Raw genomic sequence first — 21,297 nt, 5'->3', positions numbered from 1 at the left:
GCGAGAGTGCGTGCATGGCGTCGCGGGGCAGGCGGGAATTTGAAGACAGGCCCTAGGGCCCTACGGCCGGGGCCCTGCTGATGGGGCCTGGTTCCAGCAGACGGCGTCAGGGGTGATTGTCCCGGTTCTGTCACGTGGTCGTGTCAGGCGGGGGTTCCGGGAACCCTCTGCGGCTTCGGGTGCTCTTCGTCTCCGTAAGGGAGCGGAAGACGTAGATCACGTAAAAGCATGCAGACCCGAAGAAGCTGGAGCAGATCGTGACGAGGCCGAAGATTGCTGTGCGGCGTGTGCTGGGGACCTGTGCCGTGCTGGTGGTCGGTGCGCTGACCCTCACCGGTTGCGGCGGGGACGCCCAGGCCGACAACAAGAGTGAGGGCAAGGGGACTTCGGCCGGGGACGCGGCGGCGCGGATCACGATCTCGGCCGAGGACGGTTCGACGGGCGCGTCGATCAACGCCACCGGTGTGAAGGTCAGCGGGGGCAAGCTCACGAAGGTGGAGATGACCGCCGCCGAGGGCGGTACGGCCGTGGCGGGCGAGATAGCCGCGGACGGGCGGTCCTGGAAGCCGAAGGAGCAGTTGGAGCGGGGCACGAAGTACCGGATCTCCGCGACGGCGAAGAACACCGAGGGCAAGACGTCGGCCGCCAACTCCATCTTCACGACCGTGTCGACGGCGAACAGCTTCATCGGGACGTACACACCGGACAACGGCACGACGGTCGGCGTGGGGATGCCGGTGTCGTTCACGTTCGACAAGGCGATCACGGACCGGAAGGCCGTGCAGTCGCACATCACGGTGACGTCGAGCAGTGGGCAGGAGGTGGTGGGGCACTGGTTCGGGGAGCAGCGGCTCGACTTCCGGCCCGAGGAGTACTGGAAGGCCGGTTCCAAGGTCACGATGAAGATCGACCTGGACGGCGTGGAGGGCGCGAACGGCCTGTTCGGGGTGCAGGACAAGACGGTCACCTTCACGGTCGGGCGCTCGCAGGTCTCCACGGTCGACGTGAACACGCAGACGATGACGGTGGTGCGGGACGGGAAGACGCTGAAGAGCGTGCCGATCTCGGCGGGCAGCGCCGAGACCCCGACGTACAACGGGCAGATGGTGATCTCGGAGAAGTTCCGGCAGACGCGGATGAACGGGTCGACGGTCGGCTTCGGCGGTGAGTACGACATCGCGGACGTGCCGAACGCGATGCGGCTGACGACCTCGGGCACCTTCGTCCACGGCAACTACTGGTACGACAAGGGCAACCCGCCGTTCGGGCGCGCGGGCACCAGCCACGGCTGTGTGGGGCTGGCGGACGCCCAGGGCGCGAACAGCGACACGAACGGCAAGTGGTTCTTCGACAGCTCGCTGATCGGTGACGTGGTGATCGTCAAGAACTCCCCCGACAAGACCGTCGCGCCGGACAACGGCCTCAACGGCTGGAACATGCCGTGGAGCGAGTGGACGGCCGGAGACGCCATCTGACGACAGGGTTCCGGGAGTTCGTCGGGCCGCGCGGGAACCAACCGCGCGGCTCCGGCGTTTTAGGGACGTACGTTTTCTCGGTTCCCGGACATGATGTCCGACCGAGGGGCTACGGTATGCACCCACAAGGTGACATGCAGCAACGCCGGGAGAAACCTTGAGCGTTCCGTACGAGACCGCAGCGTACGAGCCACCCGAGTCGCCCGAGTCTCCGGAGGAGCACCTCGCGCGACTCCTCGGCCGCGCCCTGAACTCCTTCGAGCTGCCCGACGAGACGATACGGCAGCTCGACTGCGCCCTCGCGCACGACAGCTCGCTGCACTCCGCGCACTACAGTTCGGGGCTGCACCGGGCGACGTACCGGCACACCTGGCTGCTCGCCGACGGTTCCGCCGTCACCCTGTGGGAGCTGGTGCACAACACGGCCCTCGGCAGCGACACCCAGCACGAGGTGTACACGGACGACGAGGAGCTGCGGGCCGCCACCGCGCGGCTGCCGCTGCCGCCGGACGCCCCCGATTTCGAGCTGCCCACCATGGTGGAGCTGGCGGCGTTCCCGGAGCCGCGGCACGAGTACGTACCGGACGACTCGGCGGACCACGCCCGTCGGCTGCTGCGGCGGGCGGAGAATCCGGACCCGCCCGGGGACGAGCTGGCCACGCTGCTGCTGCGGACGGCGTTCGCGCACGAGATCACACAGGCCTTCGGCCGCCCGCACCGCCCCGCGCGGCGGGGTCGGCCGGGCCTGAGCTTCTCGCTCTACGAGCACGCGTTCCTGCTCACGGACGGGCAGGAGATCTCGCTGTGGGAGGTCGAGCACACGGCCACGCCGGACGGCCGTCACATGTGCGAGGTGTACGCGTCGGAGGACGCGGCCCGGGACGCGATGGAGCGGCGGGCGGGCACGCCCGGCTAGCGGGTCCGGACGGCCGGCGCCCGGCGGCGGTGGCGCTCAGGCCAGGCGGTCGTCGCTGAACTGGCGGGCCAGGAACGCGAAGGCGTCCTGTTCCGCCGGGGTCAGCTCCACATGCTCGACATGGGGGCCCTTGCGGCGCTGGTGGGGCAGGCCCCGCAGCCGTCGTCCGCGCCCGCGGGCCAGCTCGGCGAAGCGGCCCCGGTGGACCTCGCGGTCGCGGCTCAGTACGCGGACGAGGACGGCGACCCAGATGACCGCCGCGAGGACGAGGGCGGCCACGCCCAACGGCTGGAGGATCGACACGTGCTCAGGCATGCCGTCCAGTAGACACCACCGGATGGGACTTTGAGGTCGGACCGTGATGTATCTCGCAGGTACGGCTTACACACCACACCGACTGTAAAGCTGATCAAAGATCTTCAAACGGACGCACGGGGCGGAAACGCATACGGCCGCGGTCCCTCCCGTGGGAGGGGCCGCGGCCGTCGTACGGTCCCGGGTTCAGGCCGCGACCGGCTCCTTCGTCGCCGACTCGGCGGCGGCCGGGGCCGGCTCGGGCACCGCGTCCGCCGGGGCCTTGCGCAGGCCCTTGAGGAGGATGACCAGACCGGCCGTGACCGCCGTACCGATGGCGATGGCCAGCAGGTAGAGGAACGGCTTGCCGATCAGCGGGGTGACCCAGATGCCGCCGTGCGGGGCGCGCAGGGTCGAGCCGAAGGCCATGGCGAGCGCTCCGGTGACCGCGCCGCCCGCCATGGAGGCGGGGATCACGCGCAGCGGGTCGGCGGCGGCGAACGGGATCGCGCCCTCGGAGATGAACGAGGCGCCGAGCACCCAGGCCGCCTTGCCGTTCTCGCGCTCGGCGGTGGTGAACAGCTTCTTGCGGATCGTGGTGGCGAGGGCCATGCCCAGCGGCGGGACCATACCGGCCGCCATGACCGCCGCCATGATCTTCATCGCGGCGGGGCTGGGGTCCTGCACGGCGATACCGGCGGTGGCGAAGGCGTAGGCGACCTTGTTGACCGGGCCGCCGAGGTCGAAGCACATCATCAGGCCGAGGAGGACGCCGAGGAGGACGGCGTTGCTGCCGGAGAGACCGCTCAGCCAGTCCGTCATGCCCTTCTGGGCCTCGGCGATGGGCTTGCCGATCACCACCAGCATCAGGAAACCGACGACGAACGACGAGATCAGCGGGATCACGACCACCGGCATGACGCCGCGCAGCACCGGTGGGATCTTGACGCGCTGGATCCCGAGGACGACCCCGCCCGCGATCAGACCGGCGACCAGACCGCCGAGGAAGCCCGCGTTGATGTTGGCGGCGATCATGCCGCCGACGAAGCCGGGCACGAGTCCTGGCCGGTCGGCCATGCCGTAGGCGATGTAGCCGGCGAGGACGGGGATCAGGAAGCCGAAGGCGACGGCTCCGATCTGGAACATCAGGGCGGCCCAGCTGTCGACCTGCAGCCAGTCGAAATGCTCGGTGACCGGCTTGGCCTGGTTGATCTCCCAGCCGCCGATCGCGAAGCCGAGGGCGATGAGGAGACCGCCGGCCGCGACGAACGGGACCATGTAACTGACGCCGGACATCAGCCACTTGCGCAATTTGGTGCCGTAGCCGTCGCCGGAGTCGCCCGCGCGGTCGACGGGGGTGCCGCCGGGGCGGGTCGCCGTGACCTCGCCGCGTTCGGCCTTCTCCCGGACCTCGGTGATCAGTGCGGCGGGGCGGTTGATGCCCGCCTTCACACCGACGTCGACGGTGGGCTTCCCGGCGAACCGGTCCTTCTCCCGTACGGGCACGTCGTGGGCGAAGATCACGCCGTCGGCGGCGGCGATGACGGCGGGGTCGAGGCGGCTGAAGCCGGCCGAACCCTGGGTCTCGACGACGATCTCGACGTCACCGGCGTCCCGGCCCGCGTTCTCCAGCGACTCGGCGGCCATGTAGGTGTGCGCGATGCCGGTGGGGCAGGAGGTGACGGCGACGATACGGAACGGACGGGCCGGCTCGGCGGGCGCGGCTTCCGGAGCGGCGGCTTCCGGGGCGGCCGGAGCCGAGGTCGCCGGAGCCTCCGGGGCCGCCTGGGCCTTCGAAGTCGCCGGGGTCGTGCTGACCGTGGCGGCGTCGGGGGAGGCCGTTCCGCCCGACGCCGCCACGGAGTCTTCGGTGCTCTCGGCCGCATCGTCACCGGTGGCGTCGCCCCGGATGAGGGCGGCTGCGCGGGCAGCGTCGTCCACGGCGCGCAGGGCGTCCGTGAACTCGGTGTTCATCAGCTGACGGGCGAGGGAGGAGAGGATCGTGAGGTGGGCGTCGTCCGCGCCCGCCGGGGCCGCGATCAGGAAGATCAGGTCGGCGGGGCCGTCGGGCGCGCCGAAGTCGACGCCCGCCGCACTGCGGCCGAAGGCGAGGGTCGGCTCGGTGACGTGCTCGCTGCGGCAGTGCGGGATGCCGATGCCACCGTCGAGGCCGGTCGGCATCTGGGCCTCGCGGGCGGCCACGTCGGCGAGGAAGCCGTCCAGGTCGGTGACCCGGCCCTTCGCCACCATGCGCTCGGCGAGGGCACGCGCCGCCGCTTCCTTCGTATCGGCGGACAGGTCGAGGTCGACCAGGTCCGCGGTGATCATCTCGCTCATCGCGGGCTCCTTCGCACGCGTCGCGCCCGGGGGGTGTGGTGGGCGGGGGTGGGGACGGAAGTGTGGGGGACGTGGGCCTCGGGGGCCGGCCACGGGAGGGGGGAGGGGTGGAGGGGCGGGGCCGTAGTGGCAGTGGCAGTGGCTGCGGCTGCGGCGGGTAAGGGAAAACGAACGTTCGCTCCCGGCCCCCGCCCCGCTCCCGCCTCCCCTCCCGCATGCCCGCTCATGACACCGGCTCCCTCAGCGCCCGGTCCACCGGCACCTCCGGGGTCACCGTCACCGCCGCGGGGTCCAGGTCGGCCGGGGTCGGCATGACGCTGCCCGGGAGCTGGACGGCGGCGGCGCCGTGGGCGACGGCGGAGGCGAGGGCCTCGGGGCCGTGGCCGCCGGCGATGAGGAAGCCGGCGAGGGAGGAGTCTCCGGCGCCGACGTTGCTGCGGACGGCGTCGACGCGGGCGGTGCCGAACCAGGCACCCGAGGCGTTGACGAGGAGCTGGCCGTCGGCGCCGAGGCTGGCCAGGACCGCGCCGGCACCCATCTCGCGCAGTTCCTCGGCGGCCTTGACCGCGTCGCCGACCGTGGCGAGGGGGCGGCCCACGGCTTCGGCGAGTTCCTCGGCGTTGGGCTTGACGACGTCGGGGCGTTCGCGGAGTGCGGCGAGCAGGGCCGGGCCGGAGGTGTCCAGGGCGATACGGACGCCGGCGGCGTGGGCGCGGGCGACGAGTTCGGCGTACCAGGACGGGGCGAGGCCGCGCGGGAGGCTGCCGCAGCAGGCGATCCAGGAGGCGTCGGCGGACTGGGCGCGGACGGTCTCCAGGAGGAGTTCACGCTCGGCGGCCGACAGTTCCGGGCCGGGCGCGTTGATCTTCGTCAGGACGCCGTCGGCCTCGGCGAGGGCGATGTTGGAGCGGGTCGCGCCGGCCACCGCCACCCGTGCGACCTCGATGCCCTGGGCGTCGAGCAGGTCGGCGACCAGTGCGCCGGGCGCTCCGCCGAGCGGCAGGACGGCGACGGTCCGGCGCCCGGCGGCGGCGACCGCGCGGGAGACGTTGACGCCCTTGCCGCCGGGGTCCATGCGTTCGCCGGTGGCCCGGATGACCTCGCCGCGGTCGAGGGAGGGGACCTCGTAGGTGCGGTCGAGGGACGGGTTGGGGGTGACGGTGAGGATCATGAGCGGTGGTCTTTCCGGCCGTTGGCAGCGCCGTCGGCAGCGCTGTTGGCAGCGCTGTCGGCAGCGCCGCTGGTACGGCCATGGGTGCCGCCGTCGGCGCCGGGGACGCGGAGCACTTCGGTGCCCTTGCGTTCGATGGCGAGGGCGTCCTCGGGGCTCAGCCCGCTGTCGGTGATGAGCAGGTCCACGTCGCTGAGGTCGCCGAAGCGGGCGAAGTGCTCCTGGCCGTGCTTGGTGGAGTCGGCGAGCAGCACCACCCGGCGGGCGGCGGTGATCGCGGCCCGCTTCACGGCGGCCTCGGCGAGGTCGGGGGTGGTCAGGCCGTGGTCGACGGAGAAGCCGTTGGCGGCCACGAAGAGGACGTCGGCGCGGATCTCGCCGTACGCCCGCAGCGCCCAGGCGTCGACGGCGGCGCGGGTGCGGTGGCGGACCCGGCCGCCGACCAGGTGGAGCTGCATGCCGGGGTGGTCGGCGAGGCGGGCCGCGATCGGCAGGCTGTGGGTGACCGCGGTGAGGGCGGCCTCCAGCGGGATGGCGGCGGCGAGGCGGGCGATGGTCGTACCGGCGTCGAGGACGACCGTGCCGTCGTGCGGGAGTTCGGCGAGGGCCGCCTGGGCGATGCGGTCCTTCTCGTCGGCGGCGGTGCTCTCGCGTTCGGCGAGGTCGGGCTCGAAGTCGAGGCGTCCGGCGGGGATCGCGCCGCCGTGCACCCGCTGGACGAGGCCGGCGCGGTCGAGGGCCTTCAGATCACGGCGGATCGTCTCCGCCGTGACCTGGAACTCCTCCGCCAGCGACACCACGTCCACCCGGCCGCCGTCACGGGCGAGCCGGAGGATCTCCTGCTGCCGCTCCGGTGCGTACATGTCCGTTCGCCTCCGACCGATGCCCGATTCTGTGGTTTCGCTCGGAGGCTACGCCCGGATTTCCTAAATGTAAACAGGTTCGGGCAATACTCGGACCGACTCGGACATGAACGGGGGAACGGACGGGGGAATGAACGCGGGGACATGCGACCGGTCGGGGCGACCCACGCCCCGACCGGTAAGGGCCAGCCCCTACGCCGGCTCGTCGCTCGTGTTCTCCGCCGCGGACCGTCCCGGCAGGGCGAACATCAGCAGGAAGATCACGATCAGGACCCCGGCGACCCAGCCGAGCGCGTACTCGAAGGAGTCGACGAAGGCGGGGCCGATGTCGGCCGGGGCGAGACGGTCGTCCATCACGCCGAAGAAGACGACGGCGACCAGGCCGAGGCCGAGCGCGTTGCCCATCTGCTGGACCGTGCTGATCAGCCCGGACGCGGAACCGGCGTGCTCACGCGGCACCCCGGAGAGGATCGCGTCGGTCAGCGGGGCGACGATGAGCCCCATGCCCGCGCCCATCACGACCAGCGGCAACGCCATCTGCCAGGGGGTGATGGCGAGGCCGTACCGCTCGGACCCGGCGAGGTAGAGCAGCACCCCGGCCGCCATCAGCAGGGCGCCCGCCTGGAGGACCTTGCGGCCGAAGCGCGGGACGAGCTGCTGGACGGAGACCCCGGCCGCGACGGAGACGGCGAGGGAGAACGGGATACCGGTGAGACCGGCCTTCAGGACGCTCCAGCCGAGGCCGGTCTGCAGATAGAGGGTCCAGACGAGGAAGAAGACGCCGAGGGCGACACCGAAGACGGTCTGGACGGCGATGCCCGCCGCGAAGCTCTTCACCCGGAACAGCGACAGCTCGATCAGCGGGGACCCGTCGCGCGCGGTCTTGCGCCGCTCGTACGCCACCAGCGCCGCGAACACCACGAGCGAGCCGGCCATCGAGACGTACCCCCACAGCGGCCAGCCCGTCTCGTGGCCCCGGGTGAGCGGGTAGAGGAGCATCAGCAGTCCGGCGGTGACCAGGGCGACACCGACGAGGTCCAGCTTCAGGGCGTGCGGGGCCTTCGACTCGGCGATGAAACGGCGGCCCAGGATCAGGCCCGCGATACCGACCGGGAGGTTGATCAGGAAGATCGCCCGCCATTGGAGGTCGAGCGGGTTCCACTCGATGAGCAGGGCGCCGAGCAGCGGCCCGGAGACCGCGCCGAGGCCGACGATCGCGCCGAACAGCCCGAACACCTTGCCGCGTTCGTGCGCCGGGAAGGTCGCGTGCACGATCGAGAGCACCTGAGGCACCATCAGCGCGGCGGTCGCGCCCTGCGCGATCCTCGCCGCCACCAGCATCTCCGGGTTCGCGGCGAGACCGCACAGCGCGGAGGCGAGGGTGAAGCCGCCGATGCCGATCAGGAAGATCCGCCGGCGGCCGTGGATGTCGCCGAGCCGGCCGCCGGTGACGAGGCCCGCGGCGAAGGCGAGGGCGTAGCCGGCGGTGATCCACTGGATCTGGCTGAAGCTGGCGTGCTCGCTTCGCTGGATGGAGGGGATGGCGATGTTGACGATGGTGACGTCGACGAGGTCCATGAAGGCGGCCGTCATCACGATGGCGAGGGCGATCCAGCGGCGGCGATCGGCTCCGTCGGGGGACGCGGGGTGCGCCGTTTCGCTTGCTGTGGTCGGGTCACCGGCGGTCGTTTCGGGCTGGTCGCGCAGTTCCCCGCGCCCCTTCAGGGCGCTCGTTGTCGAGGTCATGCCTTGAAAGTAGAGGGCCAGTAGGTCAGATCGTGTCCTAGTTCTCCGGCATGCTCGGGGGCATGACTACCGACACTCCGGCGCGGCTCCTGCAGCTTCTCTCCCTCCTCCAGACGCCCCGTGAATGGCCCGGCGGGGAACTCGCCGGACGGCTCGGGGTGTCCCGGCGCACGGTCCGGCGGGACATCGACCGGCTGCGGGAGCTGGGGTATCCGGTGCAGGCGACGATGGGTGCCGAGGGCGGGTACCGACTGGTGGCGGGGAAGGCGATGCCCCCGCTCGTGCTGGACGACGAGGAGGCCGTGGCGATCGCGGTGGGGCTGCGGGCCGGGGCCGGGCACGCGGTGGAGGGGGTGGACGAGGCGTCCGTACGGGCGCTCGCCAAGCTGGAACAGGTGCTGCCGTCGCGGCTGCGCCACCGGGTCTCCACACTGCAGGCCGCCACCACTCCCCTGACCAGCGGCGACGGGGCGACCGTCACACCCGAGACGCTGACCGTGATGGCCTCGGCGGTGGCGGGGCGGGAGCGGCTGCGCTTCGCCTACCGGGCCGGGGACGGCACGGACTCACGGCGCCACTGCGAGCCGTACCGGCTGGTGTCGACCGGCCGCCGCTGGTATCTCGTCGCGTACGACCTCGAACGCGACGACTGGCGTACCTTCCGGGTCGACCGGGTCGAGGAACCCTTCGCCACGGGCGCCCGGTTCACTCCGCGTGAGCTGCCGACGGGGAGCGCGGAGGAGTATCTGCGGCAGTCGATGTACCGGCGGCAGGAGACGTACGCGTTCGACGTCACCTTCGCCGCGCCGGCCGAGTTCATCGCGGCACGGCTCCCCCGCTGGTTCGGTACGCCCGAGCCGGTCGACGAGCACAGCTGCCGGCTGCGGGCCTCCGTCGGTGACTCCGTGGAGTGGCTGGCCGTACGGCTCGCCGTGGTCGACTGCGAGTTCACGGTGCACGAGCCGCCGGAACTGGTCGGATTCGTACGGGAGTTGGGCGCGCGGCTGGCTCGGGCCGCGGGACCCGAGCAGGGGTGAGCAGGAGTACGGAAGTGACGGAGGGGCGCGAGGGGGTGCCAACCCGCCTTTGACGTGCGGGTTTGCCCGTCGCTTGAGCTCCGGCGGGGTGGGCCGCTGTGGCACAATCTGCCGTTCGGGTCGCCCCGGGGTTCAGGTCCGGGGCGACCCGTCGTACGTGTGGAGCCGGGCTCCGGCGCCGGGGGGAGGCGCCGAAGCCCGGCTCTGGGAGAGTCCCGGCGCAGGGGGGGTGAGCGTCGGGACTTGGCTTCGGACGGCCGCGGTCACGGTCGCGACCGTACTCGTGGTCGGCATCGTGATCGTGGCCGTGGTCGCGATCGAGGTCGTGGTCGTGGCGGTCGAACTCGGGTCCCGGGCCTGGCGGCTCCGGGCCCGTGTGTCGTGGGCCCGGATGTCTTGTGCCCCGGGAACGGGGTGTTGAAGCGGCGTAGTACGGCCAAGTAGCGGCGGAGTACGGCCAAGTCCCGCCGCGGCCCCGGGGGTTGGGCCGTACGGGACCATGGTCCGTACCGGGCCGGGCCTCGGTCGTCCGTGCCGTGCTCGTCGGACGGGTCCGGTGGGCGGGGTGGCCCGGTGGTCAGGCGACCGCGTCGAAGCCCGTGTCGCGGGCGAGCTTCTTCAGTTCGAGCAGGGCGTGCTTCTCGATCTGGCGGATCCGCTCGCGGGTGAGCCCGTGCTCCTTGCCGACCTCGGTGAGGGTGCGCTCGCGACCGTCCTCGATGCCGTACCGCATCTTGATGATGGACGCGGTGCGCTGGTCGAGGCGCCCGATCAGGCCGTCCAGCTCCTCGCTGCGCAGCAGCGTGAGCACCGACTGCTCGGGCGAGACCGCGGAGGTGTCCTCCAGCAGGTCGCCGAACTGGGTGTCGCCGTCGTCGTCCACCGACATGTTCAGCGAGACCGGGTCGCGGGCCCAGTCGAGGACGTCCACGACACGGTCCGGGTTGGAGCCCAACTCGGCGGCGATCTCCTGGGGTTCGGGGTCGCGCCCGTGCTCGCGGTTGAACTCGCGCTGCACCCGGCGGATCCGGCCCAGCTCCTCGACGAGATGGACGGGCAGCCGGATGGTGCGCGACTGGTCCGCTATGGAACGGGTGATGGCCTGACGGATCCACCAGGTGGCGTACGTCGAGAACTTGAAGCCCTTGCGGTAGTCGAACTTCTCGACCGCGCGCACCAGGCCGGCGTTGCCCTCCTGGATGAGGTCCAGCAGGGGCAGGCCGCTTCGGGGGTAGCGCCGGGCCACGGCCACGACGAGCCGCAGGTTCGACCGTATGAAGACGTCCTTGGCCCGCTCGCTGTCGGCGACGAGGGCTTCGAGCTCCTCACGGGTGGCGTCCGCCCTGGCCTCCTCCTCGCCGTCGAGGATCTGCTGAGCGAACACACCCGCCTCGATGGTCTGGGACAGCTCGACTTCCTTGGCGGCGTCGAGCAGCGGTGTACGCGCGATCTCGTCGAGGTACATGCCGACCAGGTCGCGGTCGGCGATCTCGCCGCCAGAGGCGCGAACGCTGCGAGCCGCGTCGGTCCGGCCGGAGGCGGACGAACGACGAGCGGCGACGGCACGGGTTGCCATGCGTGCTCCCTTGCGATGGTGGGCTGGCAGGGTGGTGTCTGGATCTGGCTGTCTTGTCGTACTTCCTGCGTGGGTCTTGATGTGGCCGCCCGGACACTCTCCCGAGTGCCCTGCTTCCGAAGGAAACAACGACTGGAATCAGGACAGAATTCCCAACCCGTCCCACTATTTTTCTGATCTTGCAGTACCCTGTGCCGCCACAAGGGGAGGCGAGATGTCCGCGAAGTCCGCAGAGGTGCAGGTCAGACCGGGAGTCGAGACCGACCTCGCCGCCCTCACCGACCTCTACAACCACTACGTCCGTGAGACGCCGATCACATTCGATACCGCTGTGTTCACTCCGGAAGAGCGCCGCCCTTGGCTGCTCTCCCACCCTGAAGACGGCCCGCACCGCCTGATGGTTGCCACCTCGGGCGACTCACAGCGGATTCTTGGATACGCCACGAGCAGCGCGTTTCGCGGAAAACCGGCGTACGACACCTCGGTGGAGGTGTCCGTGTACCTCGCCCCGGACGCGGGCGGCCGGGGCGTGGGCACACTGCTGTACAAGGCGCTGTTCGAGGCACTCGCCGACGAGGACGTGCATCGCGCCTACGCGGGCATCGCCCAGCCGAACGAGGCGTCGACGCGGCTGCACGAGCGGTTCGGGTTCCGGTACGTCGGCACGTACCGGGAGGTCGGGCGGAAGTTCGGGCGGTACTGGGACGTGGCCTGGTACGAGAAGGGGCTGTGAGGGGGCCGGGGCCCGCTCACCCCTCCGCGGACAGGGCCTGCCTCATCGCGTTCGCCGTGGTGGCGGGGTCGTAGCCCTCGGGGACCCCTTCGACCAGGATGATGTCGCCCTCGATGTGGCGTGACCGCAGCGGGGCGATCTCCTGGTACGCGGGCGAGTCCCACCAGCTCCGCGCCTCCGCGATGCCGGGGAAGCCGATCATCACGACCGCTCCGGGCCAGCTCCCCTCCTTCACCTCGTGCGCGGCGACATGGACGAGGAAGCGGCCGCCGTACGGTTCGAAGGTGGCGGGGATGCGCTCGATGTACTCGGCGATCTCCGGGTGCGGGGCGGCGTCCTGCAGATGGGCGATGGCATAGGCGGGCATGGGCGTCCCTCCGGTCGGTCGGCTCGGTCGGGTTCCGTACGCCGTCGAGCCTGACAGGCGGCGGGGCCGGGGTCGATGACCTCCCGGGTAAGCGACCCCGGCCGAGGCGGCGCCTAGCCGAACTGCACCGACCGCTTCGCCAGGCCCAGCCAGAAGCCGTCGATCACCGACCTCTGGGCGTCCAGCTCACCGGCGGCCTCGGCCGCGCCCATCGTGACGAAGAGCGGGGCGAAGTGCTCGGTGCGGGGGTGGGCCAGCTGTCCGGCCGGGGACTTGTGGAGGAAGTCGAGGAGGCCGTCCCAGTCGCGGGATTCGAGGGCACGCCGGCCCCAGTCGTCGAACTCGGCGGACCAGGTGGGGATGCCGGGCTGGCGGAGGGCGGCGAGGTTGTGGGTGAAGAAGCCGGAGCCGATGATCAGCACGCCCTCGTCGCGCAGCGGCGCGAGCCTGCGGCCGATGTCCATCAGCCTCACGGGGTCCAGCGTCGGCATGGAGATCTGCAGGACCGGGATGTCGGCGTCCGGGAACATCTCGACGAGGGGGACGTACGCGCCGTGGTCGAGACCCCGGTCCGGGATGTCCTGGACGGGGGTGCCGGGGGCCTGGAGGAGCTTGCGGACCGAGGCGGCCAGCTCGGGGGCGCCCGGGGCGCCGTACTTCACCGTGTAGTAGTGCTCGGGGAAGCCCCAGAAGTCGTAGACGAGGGGGACGGGATCGACCGCGCCGAGGGCGAGGGGGGCCTCCTCCCAGTGGGCGGAGACCATGAGGACGGCCTTGGGGCGGGGCAGGGTCGCGGCCCAGGCGGCGAGTTCGCCGGGCCAGATCGGGTCGTCGGCGAGCGGCGGGGCCCCGTGGCTCAGATACAGGGCGGGCATGCGCTCGGCGGTGGCGGCGGACATAGGGGTGACTCCCTCTTTACACGCGTATACACCCGTATACGCACGCGATCCGCACGACACATACGCCTCACACGCTTCGGCGGGCCCGGCGGTCGCTTCTGTCTACCTGAGACTCCGCTAACTCCCCAGTAGTTGAAGTCTCAATATTTATTGCTTCACCTTACATCTCTATAGTTCAAATTTCAAGAAGGAGCCTCGTACAGTGGGGGCATGACGACCCCATCCGCTGAGGAAGAACCCCGCTGGCTCACCGACGAGGAGCAGCGCACCTGGCTCGCCTATGTGCACGCGACAGCCCTGTTCGAGGACCATCTCGACCGTCAGCTGCAGCGCGACGCGGGCATGCCGCACCTCTACTACCACCTGCTGGTGGTGCTGTCCTCGGCGCCGCAGCGGCGGCTGCGGATGACGGAACTGGCGATGCAGACGAAGATCACGCGGTCGCGGCTGTCGCACGCCGTGGCGCGGCTGGAGAAGAACGGATGGGTGCGGCGCGAGGACTGCCCCTCGGACAAGCGGGGGCAGTTCACGGTGCTCACCGACGGCGGGTACGAGATGCTCTCGAAGAGCGCGCCGGGGCATGTGGCGGCGGTGCGGCAGGCACTGTTCGACCGGCTCTCGGCGGAGCAGCAGAAGGCCCTCGGCGAGATCATGGAGATCGTGGCGGAGGGGTTGCAGCCGAGCGAGGCGGGGGCGGACCTGCCTTGGCTGCGGTAGGAGGGCCTGTGCGGTAAGAGGGCTTGTGCGGTAGGAGGGATTTCCGTGGTGGGGACCCGCGGGGCCGGTGGGGACCGGTCGCACGGTTCCCCGCATGCCTGACGGGGCGGGGGCGGGACAAGCGGCTTCGCCGCTGTCCCGCCCCCGCCCCGTAGTCGTGCGTCGAGATCGTCCCTCAGTGGGCGATCACCGGGACCTTGACCTCGTTCGTCGCGTCCTCGCCCTCGGCCGTCGTCGCCGTCATGTCGGGCTTGCCCGTCGTGACGAGGGTGAAGGCGATGGCGGCGGAGGCCACGAGGATGGCCACGGCGAACCAGATGGCGTTGGTGTAGCCGTTGACCATGCCCTCCAGCTGGACCAGCTGGGCGGCCGGCTTCGAGGTGGCCGATCCTATGTGGTCCGCGATGTAGGACGTGGTGGCCGAGGCCGCGATCGTGTTCAGCAGAGCCGTACCGATGGCGCCGCCGACCTGCTGGGAGGTGTTGACCATGGCGGAGGCCACGCCCGCGTCACGTGCTTCGACGCCGTGGGTCGCCAGGGACATCGCCGGCATGAACGCCGTACCCATACCGAGGCCGAGCAGCAGCTGGGCCGGCAGGAGCAGGGCGGCGTACGAGGAGTCGACCTCCATCTGCGTCAGCAGCAGCATGCCGAGGCCGGCGACCAGGAAGCCGGGGGCCATCAGCAGGCGCGGCGCGACCCGGGTCATCAGCCGGGTGCCGATCTGGGTCGAGCCGATGATCATGCCCGCGATCATGGGCAGGAAGGCGAAACCGGTCTTGACCGGGGAGTACCCCTTCACGATCTGCAGGTAGTAGGTGAGGAAGAGGAACAGGCCGAACATCGCGATGATCGCGAGGCCGAGGGAGAGGTAGACACCGCCGCGGTTGCGCTCCAGGAGCACACGCAGGGGCAGCAGCGGGGCCTTCACCTTGGACTCGACGAACACGAAGGCCGCGAGGAGCACCGCCGAGGCGACGAACAGGGTGATCGTCATCGAGTCGCCCCAGCCGTCGGACTCGGCCCGCGTGAAGCCGTAGACGAGGGAGACCAGGCCCAGGGTGGACAGCACCACGCCGGGGATGTCGAGCGGGGAGCGGTTGCGGCCGCCCTCGGGCTCACGGATGACGAGGTACGCGCCGACCGCCGCGATGATCGCGAACGGGATGTTGACGAAGAACGTCCAGCGCCAGTCCAGGTACTCGGTGAGGAAACCGCCGAGGATGAGGCCCACGGCGCCGCCGCCACCGGCGATCGCGCCGTAGATGCCGAACGCCTTGGCGCGCTCCTTGGCGTCGGTGAACATCACCGCGAGGAGGGAGAGCGCGGCGGGCGCGAGCAGCGCGCCGAAGGCGCCCTGGAGCGCGCGGGCGCCCAGCATCATCGCCTCACCGGTGGCCGCGCCACCCAGCGCGGAGGCACCGGCGAAGCCGATCAGACCGGTGACGAAGGTGCGCTTGCGGCCCCAGATGTCGGAGATACGGCCGCCGAAGAGGAGCAGACCACCGAAGGCCAGCGCGTACGCGGTGATGACCCACTGGCGGTTGCCGTCCGATATCCCGAGGTCCTGCTGGGCGGACGGGAGGGCGATGTTCACGATGGTGGCGTCGAGCACGACCATCAGCTGGGCCAGGGCGATGAAGACGAGCGCTTTCCAGCGGGTGGCGTGCGCGTCGTTGCTCTCGGATGTCTTGGACATCCGAGATGTCTTGGATGTGCCGACTGTTTCGGACATGGGGATACCCACTTCGGGACTTCGTGACTACGGGACTTCAGGACTTTGGGACTACGGGACTTCGGGACTTCGGGACTTCGGGACGGAAAGATCGGTGGCGATCGCCGGCAATCGGTGGCGATCGGTGTCAGGTGGTGAAAAAGGGCGTCGGGGGGTAGCGGCCTGTCGTCGTCGACAGCCGTGGGGTCGGTGGGTCGGGGCCGGGGTGGGTCAGGGCCGCTGGGTCAGGGCGAGCAGGGCCTCCGTAGGTCCTCCACGGTCACGGGTGCACCGGGCAGTTCGGAGGGGGCCGGGGCGCGCAGCCCGTCCAGGAACAGTTGCAGGTGGCGGTGGACGAAGCGGTCGACGCCCGCGCACTGGGTGCCGGCCGGCGGCCTGCTGAGTTGACTGACGGCGATCATCAGGTCTCCGACGCCCACGTCGGCGCGGAGCTGCCCGGCGTCCCGGGCGCGCTTCATGATGCCTTCGACCTGCTCCTCCAGACGCTCGCGCGCCGCCTCCAGGTCGGGGTGGTGCTTGTCGAACGTGCTCTGGACCATCGGGCAGAGCGCGCTGACCCGTTCGTCGGCCGAGGTGTGCACGAAGCGCGACAGCGCCTCGAACGCGTCACCGGTCTCGGTGAGCGCGGCCTCGGCCGCGAGCGCCGTACGGTCCATGACCGAGCAGACGACCTCGCGGACCAGTGCGTCCCGGTCGGGGAAGTTGCGGTACAGCGTGGCGTTGCCGACGCCCGCCCGGCGGGCGATCTCGTCGAGCGGCACCTCGGGGCCGAACTCCACGAACATCTCCCGCGCGGCGGTGACGATCCGCTCCCGGTTGCGCAGGGCGTCGGCCCGCGGGCGGGGCACCTTGCGACGTACGGAGGTGGCGGTGGCGGTGGCGGTCTCCACGGCGTACTCCTTCTTCCCGATCCAGTGGTGTGGGGGGCGCCCGGTGACGATCCGGGGATGGAGTCCCCGTTTCGCTCGGACACATGGCTAAACGGGGAAACGATCCCCGGTTATTTCCCGTACCGAAGACTTTTCGAGTGACCTGGGTCACATACCGGCGGGCGGTGGCCCCGTGCCGGTGACAGACCCACGTTCCCCACGTTCGGCCCTTCCAGCGCGCGCCCGCGCACCCCTCGACACAGGGTGATCGGAAGGGTGCAGCCTCGTCACCGGGCGGCTGCCGTGGAGCGAAGGGCTCGGGCATGCAGCAGCGGTTCCGCCTGGACGGGATACCTCCGCGCCGCATACCCCCGCGCCGGATACGTCCGCGCCGGGTCGTCGCGCTCGCCTCCGTCGCCGCCCTCACGTTCGCGGTCAGCAGCTCCGCCGGCACCGGGCATCTGATGGCGAAGGAGACGACGCGGGCCGCGGGGTCCACGGCCCTGGCCCGCGGTTCGGCGCTCGGCCCCTGCATGATCCGCGGCCCGCTCGGCATCCAGATGTCCGAGGGCATCCCGACCCCGCCCGGCTACTCCCGCTCCACCGGCACGGTCCGCGCCCTCAACCTGATGATCGACTTCTCCGACGCGCCCGGCGAGGGCAGCGCGATGGACCGCTTCGCGGAGTTCGCCCCGCAGACCCAGAAGTGGTTCAGGACCAGCAGCTACGGCCGTATCGACTACCGTCCCGAGGCCCCGCTCACCGAATGGCTGCGGATGCCGAAGTCGTTCCGCTCGTACGGCATAGAGCGCGGCGCCCCCTTCGACCCCGGCTACCGCCGGCTGGTCCAGGACATGGTGCGGGCCGCCGATCCGCTGGTGGACTTCCGGTCGTACGACCTCGTCAACGTCCTCGTCACCCCCAACGCGGGCCCCTCCGCCCTCGACACCGTCCTGTCGGTGACCTTCGCCGGGAACCGTGAGGCACCGGTCGCGGACGGGGTGCCGGTCGCCAACGCGTCGTTCGTCTACAGCCGCCAGGACGACGGCTCCGGTTCGTACCACGAGACCGGGTACCGGGTGCTTCCGCACGAGAACGGCCATGTCTTCGGGCTGCCCGACCTCTACACGCACGAGGGCGGGGGCGCGGTCGGGCACTGGGACATCATGAGCGAGGACTGGGGCGTCGACAACGATCTGCTGGGCTGGCACAAGTGGAAGCTCGGATGGCTCGACGAGACGCAGGTCGCGTGTGTGGCGGCGGTCGGCTCCGCGGAGCACACCCTGACGCCGCTGGCCGCGGCGGGGGGTTCGAAGCTGGTCGTGGTGCCGCTCAGCTCGCGGGCGGCGTACGTGGCGGAGTTGCGGACGCGGGCGGGGAACGACGCGGCGGTGTGCCGGCCGGGGGTGCTGGTGTACCGGGTGGACGCGACCGTCGACACCGGGAACGGGCCCGTCAAGGTCCATGACGCGCGTCGCGACAGCGGGGGGTGTACGCGCAGTCCCAATGTCCACGCCGAGCTGTCCGACGCGCCGCTCGTCGCCGGGGAGACGTTCAAGGACGTGCGGGCGGGGGTGGAGATCGCTGTGGCCGGGGTGGATGTCGGGGGGAACCATCGGGTCGTGGTTCGTCGGCGGTGAGGGGTGGCTGGGTGAGGGGGTTCGTTGTCGGGTGCGGCTCCGGTGGGGCTTCTCGCGCAGTTCCCCGCGCCCCTGAAAAGCCGGGGCTACGCCCCATGCTTTTCAACCCGCAGGCCCCGTGGTCTTTCAGGCCCGAGGGCCTGTGGTCTTTCAGGCCCGCAGGGCCTGTAGCTTTCAGGCCCGCAGGGCCTGTGGCTTTCAGGGGCGCGGGGAACTGCGCGAGAAGCCCCACCGGACCCGCACCCGCCGGAGAACCCCGCACCCCCGAGCTATCAGGCGCCCGGCTCAGCGGCGCAGCCCGGGCGCATTACCGTGACCCCATGCTCCCGAACGCCCCCGGCGCGACCACCACCCCCTCCACACCCCCCGCGCCCGCCGAAGCCGTCGCACCCCTGATGCGGGGCATCACCGTGCTGCGCCGGCTCACCGAGGCGGACGGGACGCTGAGCCCGAGCGCCCTGGAGCGGGCCACCGGACTCGCGCGCTCCACGGTCGACCGGATCACGGCGACCCTGACCCGCATGGGCTACGTACGGCTGGACGGCCGCGACGCGGTCCTCGCCCCCCGCCTCATGGAGCTGGGCAACGCCTACCTCGCCGCCCTCCGCCTCCCCCGCCTCCTCGACGCCCACGCCGACACCCTCGCCGACGAACTCGACGAGTCCGTGTCCCTCGCGGTCCGCGACCGGGACGGCGTCCGCTTCATCCACCAGGCCACCCGCCGCCGCGCGATGTCCCTCAGCTTCCGCATCGGCGACCTCCTGCCCGCCGAACGCACCGCGCCCGGCCCGCTGTTCGCCACCGAGTGGGACCCGGCGGACTGGGCCCGGTGGCGGACCCGCCGCACGGCCGACCCGGAGGGCCACGGCTTCCCGGCGGTGCCTCCGCGCGGCGGCGCGTACGACGACTTCGAGGACCGTACGGCCCGTGCGGGCGCCCAGGGGTGGGCCCTGGACGACCAGTTGATCGAGCCGGGGCTGGTGGCGGTCTCCGTACCCGTGCGCGACCCGCGTACGGGACGGATCGCGTGTGTGGCGAGCGTCGTCAGCCACACGAGCCGCCACACGGCGGACTCGCTCCGCACGACCCTGCTGCCCCGGCTGCGGGCGACCGTGGCGGAGATGGAGCGCGAGCTGCGGCCCCCGCGAGCACCGGCCGCCGTCGGAGCCGGGGGGACCGGTCTCGCCGCCTGGACCGGTGCCTCCAAACAGGAGCTGGGCCGGGAGTTCGTCGAGTCGCTCGCCCGGGGGCTCACGGTCATCACCTCGTTCGGCGAGGGGCGGGCCGAGCTGACGCTGACGGAGGTCGCCCAGGCCACCGGGCTCGCGCGGGCGACGGCCCGACGGGCGCTGATCACCCTCGAACACCTCGGGTACGTGGAGTCGTACGACCGGGTCTTCCGGCTCACGCCCCGGGTGCTGGACCTGGGCTTCCCGCCCCTGTCGATGCTGCCGCTCCCCCGGATCGCCGCCCCGCATCTCGCCGAACTCTCCGCGCGCGTGCACGACTCGGCGTCCCTGGCGATCCTCACCGCGGGCGGGGACGAGGTGCAGTACACGGCCCGGGTCGCCACCAGCCGCATCATGAGCGTCAACATCACCCTCGGCACCCGGCTGCCGGCGTACGCGACTTCGCTGGGGCGGGTGATGCTCGCCGATCTGCTGCCCGAGGTCCCGCTGCCGCAGAGCCCCGCCCGGCTGACCCCGCACACGGTCACCGGCCGAGCGGAGCTGCTGGCCGTGCTGGAAGGCGTACGGGACGCCGGATTCGCCCTGGTGGACGGGGAGTTGGAGGAAGGCCTGCGATCCATCGCCGTACCGGTGCGGGAGCGGGGCGGGCGGGTCGTCGCCGCGGTGAACGTCGCGATGCACAGCAGCCGGCGGTCGGTCGAGGAGTGCGTGGCGGAGGTGCTGCCCGGGCTGCGGGAGGCGGTGGGGCGGATCGAGGGGGAGCTGGCGGTGGCGGGGATGTTCCGCCGGGTCCCGGAGGTCTGACCGCCTCGCGGCCCGCTCCGGACGTCCGACCGCCTCGCAGCCCACTCCGGCCGGCCGACCGCATCGCCGCGCGTGCGCACACCGTACGCTGGTGGCGTCGACCGTACGCAGAGCCGTGCACAGCAGAGTCGTACGCGGCAGAGCCGTACGCAGCAGAGGAGAGGCGCCGCCATGTCACCGAAGCAGGAGGGGTTCCCGTCCGTGTGGACCCGGCCCCGGACCGGGCGGGAGCAGCCCGCGCTGAGCCGGGAGCACATCGTGGCGGAGGCGCTGCGGCTGCTCGACGAGGAGGGCATCGACGCGCTGAGCATGCGCAAGCTCGGCGGGCGGCTGAGCGCCGGCGCGACCTCGCTCTACCGTCATGTCGCCAACAAGGACGAGCTGCTGGAGCTGGCCGTGGACGAGGTCTACGGCGAGATCGAGGTCCGTGCCGCCCCCGACCCGGCCGACTGGCGTACGGACGCCGCCGCTTGCGCCCACAGTCTGCGGGCCACGATCCTGCGCCACCCCTGGCTCGCCTCCGTGCTCGGCGAGATGGGCATGTCCCACCTCGGCCCGAACTCGATGCGGGTCTCGGAGGGCATGCTGAAGTTGCTGACCGGCGCCGGGTTCCCGGCCGGTGAGGCCGACCGGGCGGTCACGACGCTCGTCGCGTACGTCACGGGCATGGCCACCGGCGAGGCCGCCTGGCTCAACGTCCTCGCCCGCAGCGGCCAGGACGAGCGGACCATGGTCGAACAGCTGTGGCCGGCCGCCGAGGAGGCCGCCCAGGACCATCCGCTGCTGCGCGAGGGCTACGCCCAGCAGCGCGGCACGGATCCGCGGGCGGCCCGGGAGGAGGGGTTCCGGTACGGCCTCGACCGGGTGCTGGACGGGTTGGAGACCCGGCTGCGCTGACGCCGCCCTCCCCTCCCCCTGCTCCCCCAAA

At 71.4% G+C, this 21,297-nt stretch carries 18 protein-coding genes; 8 read left to right on the top strand and 10 right to left on the bottom strand.

Annotation, left to right across the window (positions count from 1 at the left end):
* The first annotated feature begins 257 nt into the window (after nt 1–257).
* Together J8M51_RS42655 and J8M51_RS42650 are read left to right on the top strand one after the other, a co-directional pair.
* Nucleotides 258–1,475: a L,D-transpeptidase gene (locus tag J8M51_RS42655; RefSeq protein WP_086759351.1), complete on the top strand. Its 1,218-nt coding sequence runs from the start codon at nt 258–260 to the stop codon at nt 1,473–1,475.
* 157 nt (nt 1,476–1,632) lie between these two features.
* The gene (locus J8M51_RS42650; protein ID WP_086759353.1) at nt 1,633–2,391 is read left to right on the top strand and encodes a DUF6227 family protein; all 759 of its coding nucleotides are present in this window, start codon (nt 1,633–1,635) and stop codon (nt 2,389–2,391) included.
* 36 nt (nt 2,392–2,427) lie between these two features.
* Here J8M51_RS42650 and J8M51_RS42645 read toward each other — a convergent pair whose 3' ends face one another.
* From J8M51_RS42645 to J8M51_RS42625, 5 genes are all read right to left on the bottom strand, one after another.
* The gene (locus J8M51_RS42645; protein ID WP_086759355.1) at nt 2,428–2,706 is read right to left on the bottom strand and encodes a hypothetical protein; all 279 of its coding nucleotides are present in this window, start codon (nt 2,704–2,706) and stop codon (nt 2,428–2,430) included.
* A gap of 186 nt (nt 2,707–2,892) precedes the next feature.
* On the bottom strand, nt 2,893–5,022 hold the full coding sequence (locus J8M51_RS42640) for a PTS fructose transporter subunit IIABC (protein WP_086759357.1): 2,130 nt from the start codon (nt 5,020–5,022) through the stop codon (nt 2,893–2,895).
* Between the two features lie 223 nt (nt 5,023–5,245).
* Nucleotides 5,246–6,193, bottom strand: a complete 948-nt coding sequence (gene pfkB / locus J8M51_RS42635) for a 1-phosphofructokinase (protein WP_267300032.1) — start codon at nt 6,191–6,193, stop codon at nt 5,246–5,248.
* Entirely contained in the window at nt 6,190–7,056 is an 867-nt protein-coding gene (locus J8M51_RS42630; RefSeq protein ID WP_256966142.1) for a DeoR/GlpR family DNA-binding transcription regulator, read from the bottom strand. The genes pfkB and J8M51_RS42630 overlap by 4 nt, the downstream gene beginning before the upstream one ends.
* A 192-nt stretch (nt 7,057–7,248) precedes the next feature.
* Nucleotides 7,249–8,802, bottom strand: a complete 1,554-nt coding sequence (locus tag J8M51_RS42625; RefSeq protein WP_086761828.1) for an MFS transporter — start codon at nt 8,800–8,802, stop codon at nt 7,249–7,251.
* 62 nt (nt 8,803–8,864) lie between these two features.
* Between J8M51_RS42625 and J8M51_RS42620 the strand changes: the two genes are divergently transcribed.
* The gene (locus J8M51_RS42620) at nt 8,865–9,839 is read left to right on the top strand and encodes a helix-turn-helix transcriptional regulator (protein ID WP_267300031.1); all 975 of its coding nucleotides are present in this window, start codon (nt 8,865–8,867) and stop codon (nt 9,837–9,839) included.
* 577 nt (nt 9,840–10,416) lie between these two features.
* On the opposite strand, the gene J8M51_RS42615 is transcribed toward J8M51_RS42620, so the two are convergent.
* Nucleotides 10,417–11,415: a sigma-70 family RNA polymerase sigma factor gene (locus tag J8M51_RS42615; protein ID WP_086755417.1), complete on the bottom strand. Its 999-nt coding sequence runs from the start codon at nt 11,413–11,415 to the stop codon at nt 10,417–10,419.
* A gap of 214 nt (nt 11,416–11,629) precedes the next feature.
* Between J8M51_RS42615 and J8M51_RS42610 the strand changes: the two genes are divergently transcribed.
* Nucleotides 11,630–12,148 (top strand): GNAT family N-acetyltransferase, encoded by a 519-nt coding sequence (locus J8M51_RS42610; RefSeq protein WP_086755418.1) that lies wholly within the window; start codon nt 11,630–11,632, stop codon nt 12,146–12,148.
* A 16-nt stretch (nt 12,149–12,164) separates the two neighbouring features.
* Here the strand turns inward: J8M51_RS42610 and J8M51_RS42605 are convergent, their stop codons facing one another.
* Together J8M51_RS42605 and J8M51_RS42600 are read right to left on the bottom strand one after the other, a co-directional pair.
* A complete protein-coding gene (locus J8M51_RS42605) occupies nt 12,165–12,515 on the bottom strand; it encodes a DUF1330 domain-containing protein (RefSeq protein ID WP_086755419.1) in 351 nt (116 codons plus the stop codon).
* Nucleotides 12,516–12,628: 113 nt separating this feature from the next.
* Nucleotides 12,629–13,414, bottom strand: coding sequence for a dioxygenase family protein (locus J8M51_RS42600; RefSeq protein ID WP_086755420.1), 786 nt, complete (start codon nt 13,412–13,414; stop codon nt 12,629–12,631).
* Between the two features lie 210 nt (nt 13,415–13,624).
* Here J8M51_RS42600 and J8M51_RS42595 point away from each other — a divergent pair, with 210 nt between their 5' ends.
* On the top strand, nt 13,625–14,131 hold the full coding sequence (locus J8M51_RS42595; protein WP_086755421.1) for a MarR family winged helix-turn-helix transcriptional regulator: 507 nt from the start codon (nt 13,625–13,627) through the stop codon (nt 14,129–14,131).
* A gap of 175 nt (nt 14,132–14,306) precedes the next feature.
* Here the strand turns inward: J8M51_RS42595 and J8M51_RS42590 are convergent, their stop codons facing one another.
* Together J8M51_RS42590 and J8M51_RS42585 are read right to left on the bottom strand one after the other, a co-directional pair.
* Nucleotides 14,307–15,830 (bottom strand): MFS transporter, encoded by a 1,524-nt coding sequence (locus J8M51_RS42590; protein WP_086755422.1) that lies wholly within the window; start codon nt 15,828–15,830, stop codon nt 14,307–14,309.
* A gap of 260 nt (nt 15,831–16,090) precedes the next feature.
* Nucleotides 16,091–16,756 (bottom strand): TetR/AcrR family transcriptional regulator, encoded by a 666-nt coding sequence (locus J8M51_RS42585; RefSeq protein ID WP_086755423.1) that lies wholly within the window; start codon nt 16,754–16,756, stop codon nt 16,091–16,093.
* Nucleotides 16,757–17,058: 302 nt separating this feature from the next.
* Between J8M51_RS42585 and J8M51_RS42580 the strand changes: the two genes are divergently transcribed.
* The 3 genes from J8M51_RS42580 (at nt 17,059) to J8M51_RS42570 (ending at nt 21,266) form a co-directional block, all read left to right on the top strand.
* Complete coding sequence (locus J8M51_RS42580; RefSeq protein WP_216591749.1) at nt 17,059–18,375, top strand: M6 family metalloprotease domain-containing protein; 1,317 nt, start codon at nt 17,059–17,061, stop codon at nt 18,373–18,375.
* 320 nt (nt 18,376–18,695) lie between these two features.
* Nucleotides 18,696–20,369, top strand: coding sequence for an IclR family transcriptional regulator domain-containing protein (locus J8M51_RS42575; RefSeq protein ID WP_267300030.1), 1,674 nt, complete (start codon nt 18,696–18,698; stop codon nt 20,367–20,369).
* Between the two features lie 171 nt (nt 20,370–20,540).
* Nucleotides 20,541–21,266, top strand: coding sequence for a TetR/AcrR family transcriptional regulator (locus tag J8M51_RS42570; protein WP_267300029.1), 726 nt, complete (start codon nt 20,541–20,543; stop codon nt 21,264–21,266).
* Nucleotides 21,267–21,297: the final 31 nt, after the last annotated feature.

Origin of the sequence: Streptomyces griseiscabiei (assembly GCF_020010925.1) — a bacterium.
In the GTDB taxonomy this organism is placed as follows: domain Bacteria; phylum Actinomycetota; class Actinomycetes; order Streptomycetales; family Streptomycetaceae; genus Streptomyces; species Streptomyces griseiscabiei.
Note: the sequence above shows the minus strand (reverse complement) of the source record. Positions and strands in the feature narration are given on the sequence as shown.